Origin of the sequence: Candidatus Endomicrobium procryptotermitis, from assembly GCA_031279415.1 — a bacterium.
GTDB classification, from domain to species: Bacteria; Elusimicrobiota; Endomicrobiia; order Endomicrobiales; family Endomicrobiaceae; genus Endomicrobium_B; species Endomicrobium_B procryptotermitis.
On record JAITIP010000043.1, the window covers coordinates 1 to 22,646 of the forward strand.

Here is a 22,646-nt window from a genome sequence, read left to right on the forward strand (position 1 = left end):
AAGGCAGGAAGAAACCGAAATCCTTCAGAAACAAAAAATGGAATCCAGCCAAAAAAAGACTTCATTTTTATCAAAATTTTTTGAGAACGCAAGTTTAACATTAAATAAGATAATTGCAAGCACCGCGTTTAGAATAGGAACAAAACATCTTGCTGCGGCTTCAGGATTGGCGGTTGTAATGACTGCCGCGGGCACAGTCACAACTGCTCAAGCAAACGACCTAACAGAAACAGAAGCTTCCTCAACAGCTTTCCAACTGCAATCGCTATTTGATACGGAGCAAGCAGTACAACTTGGCGAATACGAAAAAGCGTATCTGGAACTTGGAGACTATGAAGTGGATGAAGCAAATCTCATTTCCTCTCTTGAAGCCGCAATATTCCAATTTTCACAGATAAGAGACGCAATAGAGAGAAAAGAAGTCGCTGCAGATAAAGAAATAATACCTTCACTGCTTGAAATACGCCGCATTTTAGATGGTATAGAATGGTATATTGCAGGTTTAAATAATGACCAAAATGGCTTTGCAGATATAACATTTCAGCTCAATCTTTTGGATACAGATGATGAAAAAAATCGTTTTATAAGAGAAAGAATGGAAGTGGGAGCAAGCTTAGAGTATGCTCAGTCGGCTTTTGAAAAATATAGAAATGATCTAACCCGTAGAAAGGAAGATATTGAAGACCGCATAAGATTGGCAGAAAAAGTGAAGGATTTAATTCAGAAAAGGCTAGCCTTCTTGGAAGGCAAACTTAATGAAATGTCCCCTGTTGCTGTAGACACTGAAATTACAAGTGCCGACATTGCCGACAGTGAACCTGCATCCATTCTCAACTGTGCTGCGTTGTCGTTGGCCAGCATTTTAAGTACCCAGTCAAACCTTACTGAAAAGATACAGGACATAGCAGTCAGTTTAGTCAGAAAAATGATCGGCGAAGAAATTGACATTGTTGACGGACAGGTTATGTTTCCGATGAGCGTGCTTGCTCAGACCCTTTCCGAAGAAACTGGAGCCGACTGGAAAGGATATAATGTAACTGTAGAAGAACTGAAAGAAGCTTTATCAGATGAAAATGACAGCATTATTTTACATATATCCAGAGGGAACGGACATTATATATCAATAATAGCTAAAGGCGAAGGTCAGCTTGAAGTAAATGATAGCGGCTCTGTCACATCAGTAAGCGCAGATGAGCTTGGGAATTATTTAAGCGCAACTTATGGATGGACTTCAGGAGCAATTTTAACTCCAAAAGCCCTTCCATATGAAAGGGCTGATATTGAAAAGCTCAAAGGCGCACAAAGCGTGACAAGTGACAATTATTTCACTAAATATGCAGACGCTGTTTCCAGACTGCAGGAACGCATAAACAGAGATTATCCGCAGATTCAAAACGCAGCGGCAGTCGCAGAACTTTTAGTTCAGGTGTATGGACCGGAAAATGTGAATAATATACTTAATGGTACGGTGGCAATTGCACATAAAGTCAACACTGGCATCAGAATAGTAAGCGGAGTTGCAGTTGGATTGGAACAATTGGGAAACAGTGGTGCGCTTTCTGACGTCTCTCTGATATTTTCAGGACTAGCAATTGCCAATGATATTGTAGATTTAGGCAAAGCAAATGAAATGAGTAAGGCTATAACGGATTTCAATGCTTTGAAGGCAAACTACGGAATAAACCCCACAAGTCCGTTGTCAAAAGTTTTTCCGAAAAAAGGAGATATTATAAAGAATTTACTGATTAAGCATAATTATGACGCCGAGCAAGCTTTTGATAGTATAGTGTTTTCATTTATTTTTGAAGACAGCATTCTAGGACAGTATATACCGAGAAACTTTAAACTTTCGCCCGCTCTGCGCGCCGATATTCTTTCTCCCAGCAACCGCCTCTCGGGAGAAAGTTTAGATAACTGGAAGACCAGAATGATTACAAAATACAGCAAAGATATTATGCTTGATGCTCTTATACAATATAACAGCGGAAGACATAAAGCAACGTCTTATGATTATTGGGAAATGGCGGGAATAATTGTAGGTCTTCCGACTGAAATACTTCGCACTCGCACTGATGTGGGCATTACTTCTTCTGGAAGATTAGGAGGCTCATCAGATACTGACATTTATTATCCCGGAGATAACTTTACTGGAAAACAGGGAGTAATAAATCGGCTTACAGATAATATCAGTCGTATCAGCGGTTCATATTCCTCATCGGATCTGATGAAGATAGTCAGAGGTCTTAATGCTGATATGCTGCCGGCACAAAGTTTCAGCTTTTACGATGAAGGCAGGTGGAACTCTGAGAGAACTACGGTGCAAGGTCTTTTGCCTCAAGCTGCCATTGAAAATGCCGTTTTCAAATCATTCGGAACTTACAAGCTTTCCGGTGGACTGATGAAATACATAAACAAATACAGCGGCGAATTTGACAACGCAAGTCTTGCGTCATGGGCAAATAGTGTCGTGAATAAGTACAGAAATGATATATATTTGGATATTATAATACAAAGACTTGAAGTAGGAAAAAAGTTCTCAAATATAGGTTTTACGCAGAGTTTAAAAAATCTTGTCGAAAATTTTAACCCAAAGTCGAGAAACTTTCATTTTTATAAAGCAAATGACGCTACAAACGCTATCAAAGCTGCAGATAATTATATCGCTGACAGGGAAGGTCGGGTAAACGAGGATTCGTTAAGAGAACTGAAAGATTTGCTTAAGAAGAAAATCGGCGAAAATTATAAGAATTATGTAAGCGATGACGATATGAGAAACGAACTTTCGGCAAGCAAAAACGATGTTCAAAGGGCTTATTTGAGCATTATTCAGAAGAAGGTTTTTGTTGCTATTGCAATGTCGCCAGATGCGGCAATATCTGGCTGGGGTTACAATGCAAGAGTTGGCAGAGAAAAAACTGGAGATAGAGATATAGAATGGAAAGAGAAGCCTAGAGGCAGCAACTGGAGTCTCGACAGCTATGCAAAAATAAGAGATTTAGTGGTTTTTTCATACTCTTCAATCCCTTCAATTTTGCCTCAGGGATACAGTGTGTCTGATAGCGCTGATTATAAAATGCGCGCTTATTTGGTATCAGAAGAGTATAAGAACGCAGGAAATATTGATGCAAGGCTAGGAAAACTTGTTCAGAAATTTAAAGAGATTATCGTGCTGGACGCACAGATGTATTTAACCACCCAGCCGGGCGGAACTAAATCTCAGACGGCGCGTCAGCTTCAAATAGAATTCAATTCAATAAGTGGCAAAAGCAATACCGCTGCCAATTTGGAGCTTGTAAGACATATAAAATCATCCGTTTTTCCTGGCAGCACAGGGCAAAGCGATGCCTTATCGGTAGTTAACAGTGTTCGCGAATATATGATTATGCAGTTTGAACTTCCTGCTAATTATGATTTTTCAGACAAAATAAAAACCACGATGATGAATTACTATGATGAAAATAAAAGCAAGTATTCTGATTTTTCAAATATTCAATGGGTAACGAAGTTATTTGAAGTTGCAATAAGCGATATAGCATATGAGGATTTAAACAGATATAAGGAGTCTATAAGCTTGGGGGGATCGGATTATATTCCTATTATCTCCCATATTATTCTTTCAGGTGCTACTTTATATACGAGAGAGCTGCGTGATATGTCTCTTACAATTACTGCAGGTCCTAACTCTGCTCCCGGAATGATTGTTGATAAAATACGCGCCGCTGCCGCTGCACAATCTCAGCCGCATATAACGATTTTTGCTTTGCTACTAAACGCTTCTCCGGAAGAGAGTCTTGATGTTTATAGCCAGAGAGATAAGGATGATTTGTTTAAGTGGATAAAGGACACAGAAAAACCTGCGCTTGAAAAAGCTGTTCTTGCAAGAATTCCTGCAAAGTATGCGATTAAAACTTTGGATATTTTTATTTTGGAAAAAATGTTTACAGACTATCTAAACTCTTCTTTTGGAGAGGACAAAAGGCAGTGGGTTAATAAACATTGGGCTGAATATGAAACGGAAATAAACGAATATATTGTATCCACAAACAAGACTGCCGCAGATGAACTCATAGGTACCGCTGGTTCAAAAACCGATAGTGAAAAATATAGAACAAATATGCTTGCTGCCGCGGAAAGATTGTATGAGACGGCAATGGTTCAAAAACAGCCGCTTTTTACAGAACAGGCAGCTGATAAAAAAATGTACGAATTCATCATAGTCGTAATGGCCAGAAAGCAGCTTAATATATTCTTACCTGAAGAAGGTTATAAAATCAGCGATAAAGTTATAGAAAAAATGATTGAAGAGATTAAAGCAAGTTCTGGACTCGGACTTTCGGAAGCCGATATGGTAGAAAGAGTGCTTAACAAGTTCCAAAAAGATATTTTTCTTGACGTTCTAATACAATATAAGGACAATACTACCATGAAGTTCGGGGAAAAGATACTTCTTTTTTTCTGGACGTTTACAAACGATCTACCGTTTGGCATAGGAACCATAAGCAGAGCTATAAATGAATCAACGGCATTGGCGTCTGCAGATAATGAAACTGTTCTTGACCATCTTAAACAAAAGTATTCCAACCGCGGATATAACGCAGACAGCGCTCAAAAAAACGACTTGCTAAGAGGGCTGAGTGTTAAGAATACTCCGCTTGTTGTTTTCAGTTCGAGAGAAGAGGAAAAGATTATTGGTTGGGTAAACAAAAACGAAGGAAAAATCGCAGTGCAGTTCCTCATCAGCATATTGTTTGAACAATACGGAATCAAAATATCAAATAAATATATCAAAGCACTTGAAGGAAATTATAAACATATTGTTGACAGCAGCAGGCGCAACTGGATTCATGAGATGATGAAGGATCCAACTATTCGTGTGATATATGTATATATATTGGAAAAACTTGCAGACAAAGGAAGTACCGGCAAGAGAGACAGCGATTTTTTCACGAATGCAGATACCGCGAAAAAAGCTCTTGCAGAGAACAATCTTCTTGTAAACATCGATGAAGTTGTGGAGATAGTTGAATCTTTTGAGTCCAAACCAGAAGGCACGGATAATGCGCTGACCGAAGCGGATACAATCAGAAGTGCTATGCTTAACGAGAGAATTAAAGCATTGAGATTAATGGCTGAAAGTGCTCCGAACGACGAGGTCTTGAGGCAGGCTTTAATAAGCAACAGATATGATGTAATACAGGCTTTACAGTATCTGCGTTCTCCCGCCGCCAGTGCTGTAACTCCCATCAGCTCTGTAACAACGGCCGCAACCAGAAGAACAAGCCAGTCTGCAAAAGAGGAAATGACTTTTGAACAGTTTTGTGCAGGGCTTAATAAAGACCTTGTGGATTACAACAACATATCCGATGGCAATACGCAGGCTTTGATAAAAAAGTATTATGGTACCGACCAAACCGCTGATAAGAGTTTTGCAAAATCAATGGCCGAACTTACCATTGCCACATATATGCTTAACATGGAGTTTCGCAAAACAACTCCCGATGCAGTGGTTATAAGCGTTCTTCAGAAAGCAGTAGGCTCATCATTAAAATCGTTAAGTGTAAGCCCAGTATTTGACGATAATAATAAAGTCGTAATGCCCTCTGCCACTCCAATAGAGTCTCCTGCAATACCTAAGGAAAAAGTAAAAGCAAACATCAATATGATAACGAATAGTTTTTTTGATTCACTGCGCAGTAGAGGCCTTCTTGAGAAAAGTGGAATGTCTGAAGAAGAATTAAGGACTGATGTTTCGAAATACATTACAAATCTGTATGCAAGCAATATTTCAAATAAAGCTTTCACCGCGCTTGCGACTGCAGATGCAATACTCGGTGAAATGGCAGGACTCGGGTTGGCCAACTATGCTGCGATTACTTCATATGCGATTGAGCTTGAGTCTGCCATACGTGGCATTGAACGCGGTGCTCCAACACTCAAGCACACCGACCGCGCCAAAATCGCAAGATCACAGTTTGCCATAAACACTGCAAGCGAAGTGCTTATGCGTGATAAAAGAAGAATACTAAGGGACCTAGCCGATATACGTATAGTATTTTCACATGCAATGCAGGAACAGAATTATATGGACAGGCTCGGCGAAAATATCAGTGCATTAGGAAATCTTATACTTGCGGCAAATGCTATTGTTTCAGCTGAAAAAGCCCTTGCCAATGCCAATTCGGAACTCGAGAAGGTGCTTAAAAACTTCGGCATTGCCAAAACGGAAACGGGTTCATCTGTGATTGCCGAAGAATACCCTCAAATTGCGGCTTTTATGGACAGCTTTGAGAAGCCGATGCAGATTACATCTTTTGATTTGCTTGTTCAAGATGCCGTCAATTCATCACTAAGACCCACGACGTCAACTAAAACTTCGGATCCCACTGATTACGAAAAAACGGCTGCAGTAGACAGCATTATAACACAGCTCAAAAAAGACTTTTTTCCTGATAAAAAGTCTTTACCAGGAGAAAAGTCTTTGCCTGGTTATGTCCCCAGTCCTCATATAGTAAAGATGATTGTCGGCGATTACAGGGGTAATAGAAGCTCTGCAGTAATGCAGAAGTGGGCGACGGATGCCGTTAAGCGTTTGGAGTTAAAGATATTTACGGACGTCGTATGGCAGCAGATATTGAGAGTTAACAGTGGAGAGAAGTTCGACGCTATAGAAATGATTAGACCTTTAGGCGCGCTGCAGAGTATATATGATTCGCTCAGCGACAGCGAAAAGGCAGGCGCTTCAAAAACTGCCAATATAATCCTCTCCGCCGAAGCAAACCTCTCTTATTATGAAGGTTTTTCATGGGATGAGGTAGATAAGATTGAACGGGATCTTATGAACAATATAAAACCTTATAATAAATCGTTTACGCCTTCAAATGCCATAAGAGCATTTATATGCGCACAGTATTGGCAAGAATATAAATTACAATGGGACAGGAATAAAAATTTTGATAGAAAAACTTTTTATTCTTCGTGGACAAATAATGCAATGTCTTTTTACCGTGAGACTTTCAATATTGATGCAATTCAATCAGAGCTTGCCAAACCCAATCCAGATATGTCCATTTTAAAAGAAAGATACAATAATTTATTGGATTCCGGTGCGGTATCCCGATTTCATACAGAACAAGAAAGGGCTGCCGTGATGGCTAAAGCAGATTCTCTCATTTACGGACGACCTGTTGATCCGATGCTTGATACACAAATCCATCAAAATCTTACCGCACAGGACGCTGCTGACATGGTGTATGATATATTTGAACCGAAGTACGGAGAATCTCAGGCAGGGAAAGTAAGAAGCGCTCTTCTTGACGCTCTTCCATCTCTCAACATAGAGGTTAGATACAATAAAGGTGTAGGAGCTATATCGCTTATGACTACTATAGATAACCGCGGAGCCGTATACTATGATTTATCTCTTTCCGCAAATGTGGATGAGTTGATTAGTGGTATAAGAACCTCTGAAAGCTTAAGCAAGCTTGAAAAAGACATAGATGCTTTCAATTATCCTGGTCATACTCTTACAAAAGTTTTAAGTTCAAGGGGAGTTTACTATTATGTTGATGGTGATCCTGATGCAAGAATTTATCTTTACACAGTGGGGGGCAAACCTGTTATAAGAAATGCCGCCGGTATGATTCCTAAGATAGAAACGGCGGTAGCCCTGTCTAACCTCAAAAGGGAAGTTTCGAGATATTTTGCCGAAATCGGTATCGGCAGCAATTTGATATATGCCGTTACAAGTGGTGGCATCAAAATAATATCTTACAATGTTGGAGACACTTTAAAGTGGATTTTACCTGACGGAACAGTAATAAGTCCTGTGAAAGCAGATGGCAAGACTGTTATGAGTCTAAGAGAGGTCATGGACGCCGTTAATGCCAATTCAGCAGGGAGAGCGGCGCAAAGAAGCGGTGTAGTAGATACTCCTTTAAACCGCAACTTCACTTTTTACTATGACAGCAAAGGCAATTTTGTAGGAACCAGTCCGGGAGCAGGGTTAAAAGGCTATGTAGTAGAGCCTTTCAAAAGAGACAGCAGCCCGATGGATGACCACGAATTTGGAAGCGCCATTCAAACTAGAGGAAAGCTTGAGCTGCTAAGGGAAACGTATGAAAAAAGGCTTAACATAACGCTTATTGACAAATATACGACAATTAACGGCGTTGAAGTATTGTATTGGCAGGTAAACGGACGTCCAATATACCCTTTCAAAGAGACAAATGGGGTTCTTACCGTTATGACGCCAGCCGATTTTAGTGAAACTGTAAGTTTTTCACAGCAGCTTTTTGATTTGAAAGCGCTTACTAAAGAGACAAGGCTAGCAAGAGAACTTAAGGATAAAAAGGGAAATATATACTGGGAAGTTACCATCAACGGCGCAAAATATAATATCCATCCCATAATAGAAATAACAAAAGAAGATGGCACCAAAACCCGCAGGGTTCTTACAAAACAAGAACTGCTCAATACCATAGCAATTGCTCCTGTGTTGAGATCCCTTAAAGCCGGAAATAGCAATGTAAAGGATCTAAAAGACATGTATGATGAATACGGAAGTTTATACTGGCTTGTTAACGGCAATAAGATATATCCCATAAAGATAATTCCGGGAAAACAGGCTGCGGTTCTTAGTAATGTAGAGTTGAAAGAGGCTATAAGGCTTGCTCCAGCGCTTGGAAGGCTTAAGAGTGGGAATACCCTCACAAGAAATGCAAGAGTCGAATTTGATGAAGATGGGAATCTGGTGTGGAAAGTAAAAATCGGAGAAAAATTTTACAATATATATCCGATTAAAGTGGTAAGAGGGGTTAATACTGTGCTCACGGCACAGGAGCTTGAAGAGGCTATAAGGCTTGCTCCTGATCTCGCAAGACTGAGGGAATATGCTGCCAGCAAAGGATACGTTATAAAAGTTGCCAATGATGAAGATGGGAATCTGGTGTGGAAAGTAAAAATTGGAGAAAAATTTTACAATATATATCCTGTTAAAGTGGTAAGAGGCGAGAATAAGGTGCTCACGCTGCCTGAGTTTGAAGAGACAATAAGGCTTGCTCCGGAGCTTGGAAGTCTGAGAGCAAGTGTCATCCTCGAAATCAAAGTCAAACGTGATGCAAATGGGAATCCGATCCGTGATGCAAATGGGAATCTGATATTGGGAGTTGAAATAGATGGTAAATTTCATGAAGTAAAAGATATAGATGGTAAATTTTACGAAGTAAAAGATATTAAAGAACTCCATTCGCTCGGAAAACTAGTTGAAATAAATGGTAAATTTTACAAAGTAGAAGAGGGACTTGACCCAGATGGGAATCTGATATGGAGAGTAACAATAGACGGTAAAGTATATGAGATATATCCAGTTAAAGTGGTAAGAGGCATTAATACTGTGATCAGAGAAGAGCAGCTTAAAGCCGCCATAAGAAACGCACCGCTATTGTACGAACTGAAGACATCGTTAATAAAGGCTGGAATAAAATTTGTAACAAATAAAGACGGCGGTATAGATTTTATAGATGATGAAGGATATCTGTATTGGAAATATGAAGTAGACGGAAAATCTTACAAAATATATCCTGTTGACAGAAAGGGTAATGTTTTAACATTAGAACAAGTGCAAAGGATGATTAGAAACTTTCCCATATTGTCAAAGCTTCAGGATGATGCGCAAGCACTGGGAATAAAATTTGCAACAAATAAAGATGGGGGTATAGATTTTTATGATGATGTCGGCGGACTGTATTGGATGATAGAAGGGTATGAAAGACCTGAACTGAGAATTTATCCTGTAAACGAGTACGGCGAAGTAATGACTATTGAAGAAATAAAAATTGAGGCTCTTACAGATATTAAAATAAAACAAGCTGCACTCGACGCTGGAGAAAAAGGAGCTTACCTTATAGTTGAAGATCCTTTAATTATAACAACACAGAAAGAGAAAGATAGGTCTTTGTTAGATTTTATAATGAAAACTAAATTGGTTGACTACAGGACATGGTTGAGAAGACTTTGGGATAATATTTGCTCATTATTTGGTTATGAAACCGAGTCATATGAAAGATATGATACTGCGTTTAAGGAAACACTTATTGCTGATGATGTGAAAGACCTTAGCGAAATCCAGATAATGCAGGCTCTGAGTGCTTTGAAACCAACGGAAGAGACCTGGGAAATAAATGGCAAGGTTATAGGAAAAATAGTGGTTACCATTACAGATGTAAGGAAACTCGAAGATGGAACGTTTATCTATATTTATATGAAAGAATATATGGAGGAGGTTGAAGAAGACGGCAAAAAAATATACATATCCAAAGGTGAAGAGTATTTTGCTGAGTATAATGGAAAAGTTTATGTAGCGTGGTATACTCCAACCGAACAGGCACGACAGAAAGCAGAAGCAGCCGTGACATTTAAAGGGATATCAGCACAGGTGGAGGGCATATTAAGCCGCAATAGATATGAAAAGATGGGAGAACTTCTTGCGGCGGTTAATGCCGGTCGCACATATGAATTGGTGCTTAACAAGAAAGGGGATAGTAGAATCGTGTTCAGCAAGGATGTGCAATCGGATAAAATGTCTGGCCTTGCCATTGAAGGAGAAATACCATCGGAGGCAGTCCACATATTAAGCCGTAATAGGGAAGAACTTCTTGCGGCAGTTAATGACGGCAAAACATATGAATTGCTGTTCGGTGAGAATAGCAAAATCGCATTCCGTAAGGATGAATCGGGTAAGATGATTGCCGCCGTGCAGCAAAATGGGGATATGTATGGAGAATGGAAGCCTATCAGTATAGGAAACCCTATGGAATTTTCTTTCAGTGGAGGAAGAGGAGGATTTCAGACTTCACTGTTATATTTGAACCAACTCGATGGTGGTGAAGTAGGCGTTGAAGGAGGCAGCCAGAGAGTATATTATGCCAGAGCATATTCCGTTAATGATATAAATAATGCACCTAATGTTGTATCTGGAATTTCCCAATCCACAGATGGGTCCATACAAAGAGTAGAACACATATTGGCAACAGATGGAGGGAAACAACAGCTTCAGCTGTCGCAGTCTTATGGCGATGCTTACGCAATTGAAGCTGCCACAAGAAAAGCAGTTATTAATGGCACAACTGAAGACATAAAGGCAGGCAGGGACGTAAGAGAATTTACTATTAAACACTCGGAAGTTTATTTGGGAGGACAGATAAGGCTTATAGATGGTACGCTGGTATCAATTAGCGATAAACAGATAAGGCTTATAGACGCGCTGGTACCAACTACCGATGGGCAGAAGGAACAGGTAAGGCTTATAGACGGCACGCTGATACCAATTATCAACGGAAATATAACCTTTAAAGATGGCAGGTCAATTAGCAGAGAAAAGGCTGAAAATTTTCTAAGGGCCAAAGATTTTCTAAAGAAAGAGATGCATATACTTATAGGAGCAGATAGTAAATATTATGACAATGACATGATAACCTTGAGCCATATGGATGGAATAGTAAGCATAAGAGATTCCAAAAGTGGGGAAGGATACTCATTTCTTGGAGGAATCAAGGTCAGAGAGGACGGTTTGCGAGAGTATTATGCCAAAACACTTATAGGGCATTACAAAACATATGAGTTTGGAGAAATTACTGAAAATGGAATGAGTGCTGGAGACAGTAAGAACATAGAGAATTTGTTTACAAGAGTAAGAAATGAAAATATAGGGTTCCCCTATAAACCGTCCGATTTGAGATGGGCGAAATCTCAGGTATTAGATCCCAGCGACCCTACTGGACAAAAAGTTTTATATGAAACATGGGCTGCATATAATAATTTCAGTAGCCAGCCTGTGGTGAAAATAACTGAAGAAGGATTTATAGATTTTAGTGGTAAATATAACGGTATGCCTCTCGGCTTAAGGTATGACTTGAAGTCGTCGGACGAAAGCCAGATGCCCGTCAACCTTACTATTCCCGTAGAAGGCGTTGGAACTATGATAATAGACTATCACTCAGGCTCTGTGTTTATAGAAGAAAGAGAAGGAGAAGGACAACTGTTGAGCAAATATCATGTTACCATACTTAATTCTTCCAAGCTGTTTCCCAACGTAATAAACGAGAAGCTTCAGCCTCTTAGCAGCGGGTGGGATTGGAAAGACAGCATAAACCAAAACGACTGGAGACTCATAACCGGCAGTGAAAATATGCAGGCTATGGTGCAAAACGTAAATAATTTCGGACTTACTGCCCAAAATACCCAGCAGATTTTAAAAGTTACCAGAAAGGAAGAATATTCCTATCAAGATGTTGCGGCTGAAAACACGCTTACAGGAGAAGACTATACGGCAGTACAGCTTGCATTTTTAGGGATACCTTCGCATACGATTTCATATCACATAAACGATAATGGAGAGAAAGACATCTATATCAATGAGCGAGGAGAGGAAGTTGGTTTAAGCAAAAGCTCATTCCAAGGGATAGACTGGACTAACGGCAGAATATATGTTAAAGACAACGTAAACAGTATCGTGGAATCGGATCAACAACAATCCGCGGGTAACGCTATAAGGGCCAGAACTATAGTCAAGCAGATGGACCTTAGAGGCAATGTAAAGCAGCAGTTTGACATAGAAAATGGACAATATGTTTCTGGCATCATCGTTCCGGAGCATGACAGATATGGTACGGGACTGCGATCTTATACTCTTACCATAGAGAAGAATGGCAACGTCTATGTGACAAGCTCGTCAAAATTTAACTCTATCGTGGTGGCAAACGCTCTGGTGTACGAGCAGAACGTAAGAACCGTTTTGTTCGCCCATGAAAGGACTCAGATAGAAGACAGGACTCCTAAGGGCTTACCCGATAATATTAAAACAGATGATTTGACCATATTTTCGCTTCAAGGCGAACTATTAGACAAAGATGGCAACTTGCTGGAAACGAAAACTGAAAACGGCGATCAGGGAAGGCTTTTTACAGAAAAAGCATATCTATTAAATAATGCCGAAGGAAGAAATCTCATAACGCTTTCAAATTTTTTAGTTGATAAAAATGGAGAAATTGTCAAAGTTGAGAATGACAAGGGCACGAACAGTATAGAAACGCTGTTTGGAAATCCGGCGATAATTTCTTTTGGCGAATATGCGGCAGATGCAATTTCAGAAGAACAAAGACAGCTTATGCTCGGACATCCAAGAACCATAGTAAGCTATGGCTATGACGGCTCATTGGACTTTGACGTTTATGGCGCAAAAAATGCTGATGGGAGTTTAAAACCCATCAAAGAAGCCGTAAATGAAAGCGATTTTATCACAAAAATGAATGATCTTAAGGTAATAGACACCGACAAAGGCGTTTCCTTAATATATACTTCTTACGGCAATCCTAATTTCAACGTAAATAATTTTATAAAAGGTTATATTAACAGAGCGCAGCTGTACCGCAAATATTTCGGTAAATATTCTGACGACCATGCGGAGACAGTAGCTCAATATATTGTTCAAATGTCCGGATTAAAAGCCGTAGGTTTTAACAGCGACGGATTGAAGTTTTTTGAAGTTTATGATTATGATTTGCTCCATAACATAGCAGGAAACATCAATATCGGTACATATGAAATAAATGTTTTAAACAGAATGGGCAGAGCTGAATATGGCTATCTTATAGATAATAGAGATGACAACAAATGGCATGAGTTTATGCAGTCCCTGCGCTCGACTGATGCAGCTTCAAGCAGCAGCGAGGAGTTGGTTCAAAAATGCAAAACATTTCTGGAAAATTTATACAAAGTAGACACAGCCATTAAGAATATTCCACTAGGTGAAGGTGAAAATCTGTCCGATTTAGCCGAAGATCCTGAAAGAAGGGGTTTGATACCGTTTGAGGTAGAAGGCATAAGAATAAGCAGAATCTGGTCTGATATGGATGCCGGAGTTGAGAGAAAAAAATTATTTGGACTTATACCTATAGGGACTGCAAGTCGCGTAGTCTTCCATAATTATTATGAAGTAAATCATCTAAATACTGGCGAAGAACCAATAATGCAGAGATACCAGTATAAGTACAATGACAGAGGCGTTCTGGTAGCAAAATATCAAAGCGATATAGTCCATGACTGGCGTGGAGAATTTAAAAAAATATATGACGACTATAAAATGATGTTGAAAGAACATCCCGTTAAAGCCTTAGCTTTGACGGTAAGCATAGTCGGTCTCATAGTATATTTTGCCGCAAAAGTAATAAGGGCAAAAAGAGTGGATAATAAGAGGCGCAGGGAAATAATGGGCAGAACTATCGACGGCGGACAGCCGCTGCCTCCTTCGGGAACTTTAGAAGACAAGGCTTTGCGTCCGGCCGTCAGGGATTCTATGAATAACCCAATAACGAAAGGATTAAACGACAAGGTAATAAAAGTTATCAGAGAGCGCTATGCGGATTTAGGATTTAACAAAACTGAAAGCTACAGAGCCATAGAGCGTCAGTTTATTTCGGATTTTCTTAAATATAATCCGCAGTTAACCGAAAGATCAAGCGCAGCCGATATTTCCGCGTTTTTAGAAAAACAGGCAGCGGACCAGAAAATGTTTGACGATTACAAATGGTGGGTGCGCAATGTAATGGCGGAAGCTCAAGTGTTGAACGAATTTACCAACGAAGACCGCCTGCTGTTTGACTATATTTATATAGCTACAAACAATATGCGCCAAGACGATATGGCTTTCAGAAATATGCTGTTTTACAAAGCCAAGCAGCTTATAGCCGACGGCAAAGCCAAAATGGTCGGAATTATGATAGACACAGAAGCCAACAGAATGTTAAACGTGGTTGAAAACGGTTTGACGATAAAACAACAAGTCGAGCAAATGAAAGCTGTACTCGAACTCGATAGAGCAAGAGCAGCGGACGCAAGATTGCTGACGAAAAGGCAGATAAAAAAACTTAATAAAGCAATAGCATATTATGAAAAAAATGATGAAGAACTTGACGCTCTTGAAAAAACTTACAGAGCCTCCGGTGCGGACGCTCCTAATTTTGCAATGATAGAAGCCAAAATGGACGAGTTGTATGCCAAGTACGGATTCAGAGTATTATTTGGCGTCAAAGGAGCCAGCGGCAGAGGAAAAATGAGACCTGACGAAACTATAACGTATTATGATTTTGACGCTATGTTTAGAAAGCCCGGCTATGTCGCCAAATACAGTGCTATGGTGGATGATTTTGTAAGAGAAGGCTATACGACAAATATCAACAATACTCCTACGGGCAAATTGGGTTTTTCGCCTATAATGATGCCTTTTAGGGTGTATATACCTCATTCAGGAGTCGGCGGAAGCATACCTGCTAAAGTCGCTCATATATTGTTTAGCAGTCCTTTAGGTTTGCTGCAGGCTTTGACAAACCTTAAAGGAATAATAACGGTTTGGCTTGCAAATCTGGGCGTTACTTTGGGCATTATAGCGGGCATTAACGGAATTTTTACAGGATTTTTTGGCGCGGTGGGACTTACTATACTGGGGTTTCAAGTATTGCCGTTTCTTTTAGTTGCAGGCGTGGGGGTGGGAATTGCTTTAATTGTCAACCGACTGCTTAACTGGGCAGGCAACAAGCTGCAAAAATATAATACGGTTAATGAATATTGGGGAAAAACAATAGACAATTCCCAAGACAGAGGACTTGAAGACAAAAACAGGCAAGACATTAAAAGCGCTAAAAAAGCTATGACAAAAAGATGGGTTTTAGTTCTTATTTTCAAAACTGTGTGGGAATCTTTTCTGCTTAATACTGTGGTCAAATCGATAATAGCGACTATGGGAGGCTCGATAAGCTCTGCGTCGTTGGTTGGCAGCGGCTTAGTGTCTTTTGCAAATCCAATAATGACGGCAATAATAATAGCTCTTCTTGTATTATCTCTTTTTGTAATATATCACAAAGCGATAAAAAAATTCGTTGAAGCCAAAGCTACGGACATCAATACTGGGGAACAAAGAAACAATATATGGGATAAATGGAGATATTCTTTAACAAATGCCATAACTGTTTCAGTTTCTATATTAACTCTTGTGCTTGGCGCGTTGCTGTTATATGCCGTTCCGGGATATATGACGGTGGCTCTTTTAATTCTTCCTTTTCTATTATTTACATTCTTGGATTTCTTCGGGTTCTGGGAAATATTTAAAGGACTGCATATGTGGTCGCAAAAGAAAAAAGAAGGATATTTTGCCGGCAAGAGCTGGGATGTCTGGCAGAAAGCTTTCTACGGAAACGATTCATATGCGTCGGTTGAAGGGCGTATAACAAATGCTAAAGCACTGAGTCAGCTGAGTCATCCAAGTCAAGCTGATTTTGACGCTTTGCGCGACATGCGCGACAGTCAGTTTTTTAAAGAATGGGATATGACTTTTCTTTCTAAAAAGGTCTCAAGGAAACTTACGCCCAAACAAAAAACAACGGCTTTCGCTTTGTATTTCAATAAAATAATAATGTCTTATTACAGAACGGGAAAAATTTCCGCGCAGGAATATGAAAAATACAAATTTGAAATATCCGATTATGCGGGAGGGAATAATTTAGACAGAACAATAACAAAAATGCCTATATTAGATATTCCAAAAAGTTTGGGCGGCAGAGAAATGTTCTACAGGCTTTTTCAGGAGACAAACATAAGGGCGCGACAGGGTTTAAGAACTCCGGACGTAAAAGACATCAGCGTTTCTGCGGTTATTCCCACTTACGGGGAATCTGTTACGCATTTGTTAGATAATAATACCGGCGGCGCAACGGAAAAATTAAACAGCGATAAGCTAAATCCGGACGGGCACATTTTGCTTACGCATTTGATAGAAGCATACGATGGTGAATGGGCAAATATGCTTTCAAGGCTTGACGAAGGCGTTGATTTCCGCGGGCTCAAAAAAACTCTTAATGAAGACGATAAGGAAGTATTGGCGCATATGAAAGATATGCTTTATGAAAACGGGAAAGTAAAAAAAGGACAGGAATTAAGAAGAGCTGGCGGCCATGAACTTCCCGACTGTTGGATAAAGCAGGAAATAAGCAGATGGGCAGACGAAAAACTACAGCCTCTAAGTCCTACGCAGCTTGGCGTTTTAAATCTCAGAGAGGCGCTTGATTTTATAATAGAGATAGAATACGCCGACCAAAGAAACGGCCTTTCGGAAACGGACTGGCAGGAAAAAGTGCATTCTGCGGGCGCTCAGCATTTTGAGATAGTGTCGGGTTATCAGTCTTTCGGAGACGTTTATAAAGACGGGGCGGGAATAAACGACCCCAGATACATAGGGCTTGCTGAAAATTTGAAATTATACAGAGAAATGATAGTTCCCGTGATGCACAGAATGAAGCATAATAATTCGCAGTATAAACTTCTAAAAGAAAAGGAAATCGGGAAGTTGGCGTCGGATTATGAAAAAGAACTTATAAATCAAATAGAAAACGAATACGAAAGAAGAAAAGCAATAAAGAAAATGCAGGAAGAATATAATGAATTAATAAAGAAAGCGCCCGCCGGCAGAACGGAAAAAGACAGAGAACGCATAGAAGAAATTGAAAACGGCGATTTTCCCGATAGTTTAAAAGAATACTTTTTCTATCAAAGATTTCTTAGAGCTGTCGGCGCTCAATCAGACCGTTTCTATCAAAGATTTCTTAGAGCTGTCGGCGCTCGTGCTTTCGACGGTTATATGAGCAGTCGTATCTCCGAAATTGAAAAGATACGCAAAGAACATACCAGCTTAATGGCAAAACCCGAAGCGGACAGAACTGAAGAAGACAATAAACAAATAAAAGAACTTCAAGCAAAGGATATTATATTTCAATGGGAAAAATTCGACGTTTATCAGCCTGTCGAACTTACGTCGTTCAGGCATCTTAAAGCGCAGGACGTTTCTTTGGCGGCGTATAATAAACTGCTTGAAAAAAAGAATAACAATACGGCCCCTACCGAAGAACTTGCTTTGCTTGATGCCGTTGAAGCCGAAATTAAAAAAGAGAAAGCAAAATATGAAAGATGGAAAAAAGAAGGAAAGGAAACGTCTTTGGTAGAGAAGTATAACGACGACCAGATAAAAACTATATTTAACAACGCTGAAAATAAAAAAATTACGGTAGTTGTCTTTGACGATACAGGCACGACGGTTTCGCCTGTTCACGGGGTTATCGGCATGGGCAAGGTTGACCATCACACTCATTTGGAAGGCGATGTTTCAAAAGAGTTTATACTGCAGCTTGATATGAACCAGAATATTTTTGTGCAGTCTGCGCTTTCCCTGTTTGGAGCTTTGACACCGATGGTTGAAGACGAGGAAGTTTATAATGTCAGCCTGCAGGAACAAATACCTACAAAGAGGCTTACAAACGTCGGAGCAAAAGGCGCGTCGGCAGAAGAAGGCTTTAACGCTTCGCATGCCGATATGAACGAATTGTGGCAGCTGCATATGTACGGGCATCCCAATTTCTTAAGAACAAGATTTATAAAATCGATGTCGGGACAAAGCAAAGGCTTAGTCAGCGAAGACGCTACGGCGGGGCAGGCTGCTAAAACAAAAGGCGGAAAAACTGTCGCTTTAGGCGGTTATGTAGTTGAGAAAACAAGAGAAGCAAGAAATACGGAATTTACCGCAATGTTTATAAAGTTTGCAAGCGGCGCCGTAGAAATGACGCAGTCTTCTTATGTCTATGAATACAATAAAGCTCAAAGAAGAGCTTTCGGTCGTTTCGGAAGCATTTTTGGAGAAGCTACAAATTTTGTAGGCGGATACGGTTTTTATATTAAAGAATGGCTTACCACTTTGACCATAACAACTTTCCTGTTTGCAATTTTATTCTTGGGGATTAGCGGATTTTCAGGTTTTGGCTTTGCGTTTATACTTGCGTTAATAGGGCTTGTTATGTCTCAGTCGGGCGCGGTAATCGGCTTTGTAAAAGATATGTACGCTTTCAATGAAAGTTTAGGCGGAGCTTTTAAGAAACTTGTTATCAACTTTATATATTTTGTCGATAAAATCAGAACGCACAGCACCGGCGCCAGTTTTGGTTTGCTGGGGAAAGCCGCTCACGCAAACACTGGAAGAGGAAGCGGAACGGCTTTGATTTCTATTCTTGCCGAAAGGCATAATGGAGAAACTAGCGACGATGCTATTGCAAACGCTAAAAAAAGCGAAAACGCCGTTATGGCTACGATGAACAGCCATTTTATTCCGGAAGCTTCAAACATACTTATTATAGCCGCTTCATTTTTATTTTCAGCCAGCATGACTTTCTTCTTGTCAGTCGTGTATATAATTATACCTTTCGGAGTAATGCTGGGGCAAAGCGCTTTGCTTCCCGGATTTAATATTTTTCAATATCCCGCGAAAGAAGTTTTTAAAAATATCAAAAACGAGAGTAAAAAATGGATGGATATAGTTTTCGGCAAAGAAGTGAAAGAGATAAAAGACGCTGAAGGAAATATAACGGGATACTCCGCAAGACCAAGTATGCCCAGATTCCTTACTTTTCTCGTAGGAGGCATAATGCTGCTGACGCTTTCGGCCGCAAGCCTTCTTGGATTTGCAATTAAACTTATCGTCAGTGGCATTGATGGTATTGTTAAGTTTGGAAATATGCTTGGCGCTTCTTTAGCCATATGGAGAAACGGCTGGGGAGGTGGTACTCCCATCCTTGTCATAAGTCCCGCTTTGTTTATTTTTGTACCAATCGTTCTACTATTTTCTTTCTCAATATATTGGGGTTATAGAAGCCAGAAAAAAATAATTGAACAAAACAAAGATAAAATTTCCAAACTCAAAGGTGAAGTAATAGCTGCTGAGATAGAATCGGATAATAATAAAGATAATGATGAGTTAAAAAAACAAGCCGAGGCGAAGAGAAAAGAATATGAAGAATTACTTGGAACTTCTTATACTGAATCAAAAATAAAATCATTGTTGAACTCTCTTGATAAAGATAAAGAAAATATAAACGCAAAAATGGAAATAGAAAAGTTTTCGAATCTGTATTTTATGCAGGGACAGTCAATAGCTTCAGTAAATGACAAACTTACGGCTGAAAGGCTTGATGTTTCTGCGTTTAAAAATATGGCGGAAGTATCAGAGATTATGAAAACTTATGCGGCGCTTCAGAGAATTTTTGGAACAAAAATAGAGGACGGACTGAGAACAGAGATAGAATTAGGCAGACAACAACCTTCACAAACGGCAGTCGGTGATATCGAAGCCGAAGCCGAAGCCGAAATTAAAACAGCACAAGTAGTTCAAGAACCATTGGCACCTGCAGAAGAAACGGCAGGGCAGTCTACACCGGGAGATTCCGCTGCAGAATCAATATCGGAACCAGTGGAACCTGCGAAGACGAAAATAAAAGCAATCAAAGACTACTTAAGGAAATTGATAGGATTAGTAGCCGGCAGGATACATCCGGGAGTGCTTATACGGAGATTGACAGATAAAAATATTGTCGAAGTCCAAGACGGACAAAAATTGGACTTGCCGACGACAGTGCAGCTATTTGTTGAAAATTATGACATATCGGAGGAAACGAGAAAACAAGTTTCGTCAATAAATGAAATAGGCATAAAAGCGGCGATAATACAAAGAGTTGGTAAAAGAAAGGATATTCCAGAAAATGAATACAAAAGGATCAAGCCGCATACAATCGTTCAGATAAAGTATGGGGAAAGTACGTATGACATAAAAGTAGAACATTATATTCCTAATAATCTCACGGATAATATAGAATCTTTCAGGGCAAATTCGGTTATACAAACCGTCGTTTCGCATAATAAACATCTTGAGGAAGAAATATCTGACAAAACATTAAAAGAGAAGCTATATAATCGGGCATATATTTTGTCAACAAGATATTTTGCTGCTGACCTAAACGACAATAAGAAGATTGAGAATACTAACAAAGATGTGAATGCATTGAATTCTAGTGGAATAGGGATGATAGTTTATAAAGGCGTTTCGCTTGATAATGAAGATGATGAAAAAAGAATTGATACAGGCATTTTGGAGTTGAATGGCGAGGAGATAGCGACATATTATGTGGAAAATAGCTTCAACAAAGGAAAAACGGAAGAATTGAAGGCGGCTATATCCGCAAGTGAAGATAGAGGAAAAGAATGGCAGATGCCGGGTTATGAGTACGGTCTGATGATAGATACGCAGAAGTCGAAGATATTTGATGATAAAGTAAAGACGGAAAATAATATGAAAAAAGAAATATCTAGAAACGTAACGCTTGTAAGAATATCACATGGTGATATGAAAAGGGCGATAGAGAGGATATGGAAAGAAAGCGAGGGAATACCTCTGACAGAAGATGAATTGAAGGATGTTGTGAGAATAAAGAATATTCTTGACGCAAGCAAAGAAATGAAAAAGATAGCGGATTTAAATGCTTCTGATTTGATAAATGAAGATAAAACGGTAAATGAGGAACTTATAAAAAGAGTATATCAGTTGAAATTTAATGGAATATATGCGGATGTGACAGGACTGGATGAGGCAAAGGCAGAATATGTAATAAAAGCGATAGCAGAAGCCGCGAAAAAGTATGGTATAGACACGCAGAATTATATAATATTTGATGGAAATAATGCGGAGAGAAATAATGAAATGTTATCTGCAAATAAGAAGTTGTTAGAAGCCGAGGGGATAACGGGAGTGATTAGATTTGAGAAGAAATACGGAGAAGAAGAAAGAAAAGAGATGATAGATAAAAGTGTAAACGAGACAATAGCGATAGAAATGCCAGAGATGACGAAAGGCAAAAGAGAGGGAAAAACTGTGTCTGTTGCATTTGCTGCGAAGATTAAGAGTGATAAGACAATAGGAAGAAGGGAAAGAGGAGAAAGCAAGAGCGCGGTCGAGAGATATAATGTTGCGCATAAGAGTGGATTGAAATCGAATTATATACTGAACATAGAAGCAAAAAACATAGAGAAGTTAAAAGAATATATGACTTCAAAAGAAGAGAAAAATTTTGAAGGAATGCTTGAAGCGTTGAAAAAAGCAGGGATAGGAGGAGAAAACGTGATGTGTCAATACATATTGCAGAGGGCGAAAGAAAATACAGCTGAGAGTTATGCGGAAGCAAAGGGGTATTTGAGGGGGAGTGTGGAGAATTATTTGGAGAGAGAATATATAAAGTATATAAAGGTAAAAGGCGAAACATATAAAAAAGTAGGAGTGGGAGATAGAAAAGCTATAAGATCTCTGCTGCTGTATCTGTCGATTAATGGAGAAGAGATAAATGAAAGTACGATAAAAGCGATATTTGAGCAACAGAGGGCGTCGATGGAAGGAGAAGACAGCAGTATTAGGGAGCTGATGGAAGAAGTAAACGGACTGATAAACGAAATAGTAAAAGATCCATTTAGTGTGTCAGCGGAGAAGAAAGGAGAAGCAAAGAGAGCGGTTACACTGATAGGTGATTCGATAGCTGGGTTGGTAACAGACACAATGATAGAGAACGCCAAAACCGGTGCAAAAATATCTGCGTCAGCAGTAAGGCAAATTTTGCAGGCAGCATAGTGCTGGCAGCTGTAAATAAATAACAAATAAGCCCGCCGATTTATAGTTTATAAAATCGGCGGGTTCATTTATTTAAAAATGCACAATGTTGCTGCACAGGTTTTTATAT

At 39.5% G+C, this 22,646-nt stretch carries 1 protein-coding gene; it reads left to right on the top strand.

Annotation, left to right across the window (positions count from 1 at the left end):
- Nucleotides 1-37 precede the first annotated feature (37 nt).
- Complete coding sequence (locus LBD46_08700; GenBank protein ID MDR2427236.1) at nucleotides 38-22,537, top strand: hypothetical protein; 22,500 nt, start codon at nucleotides 38-40, stop codon at nucleotides 22,535-22,537.
- Nucleotides 22,538-22,646 lie beyond the last annotated feature (109 nt).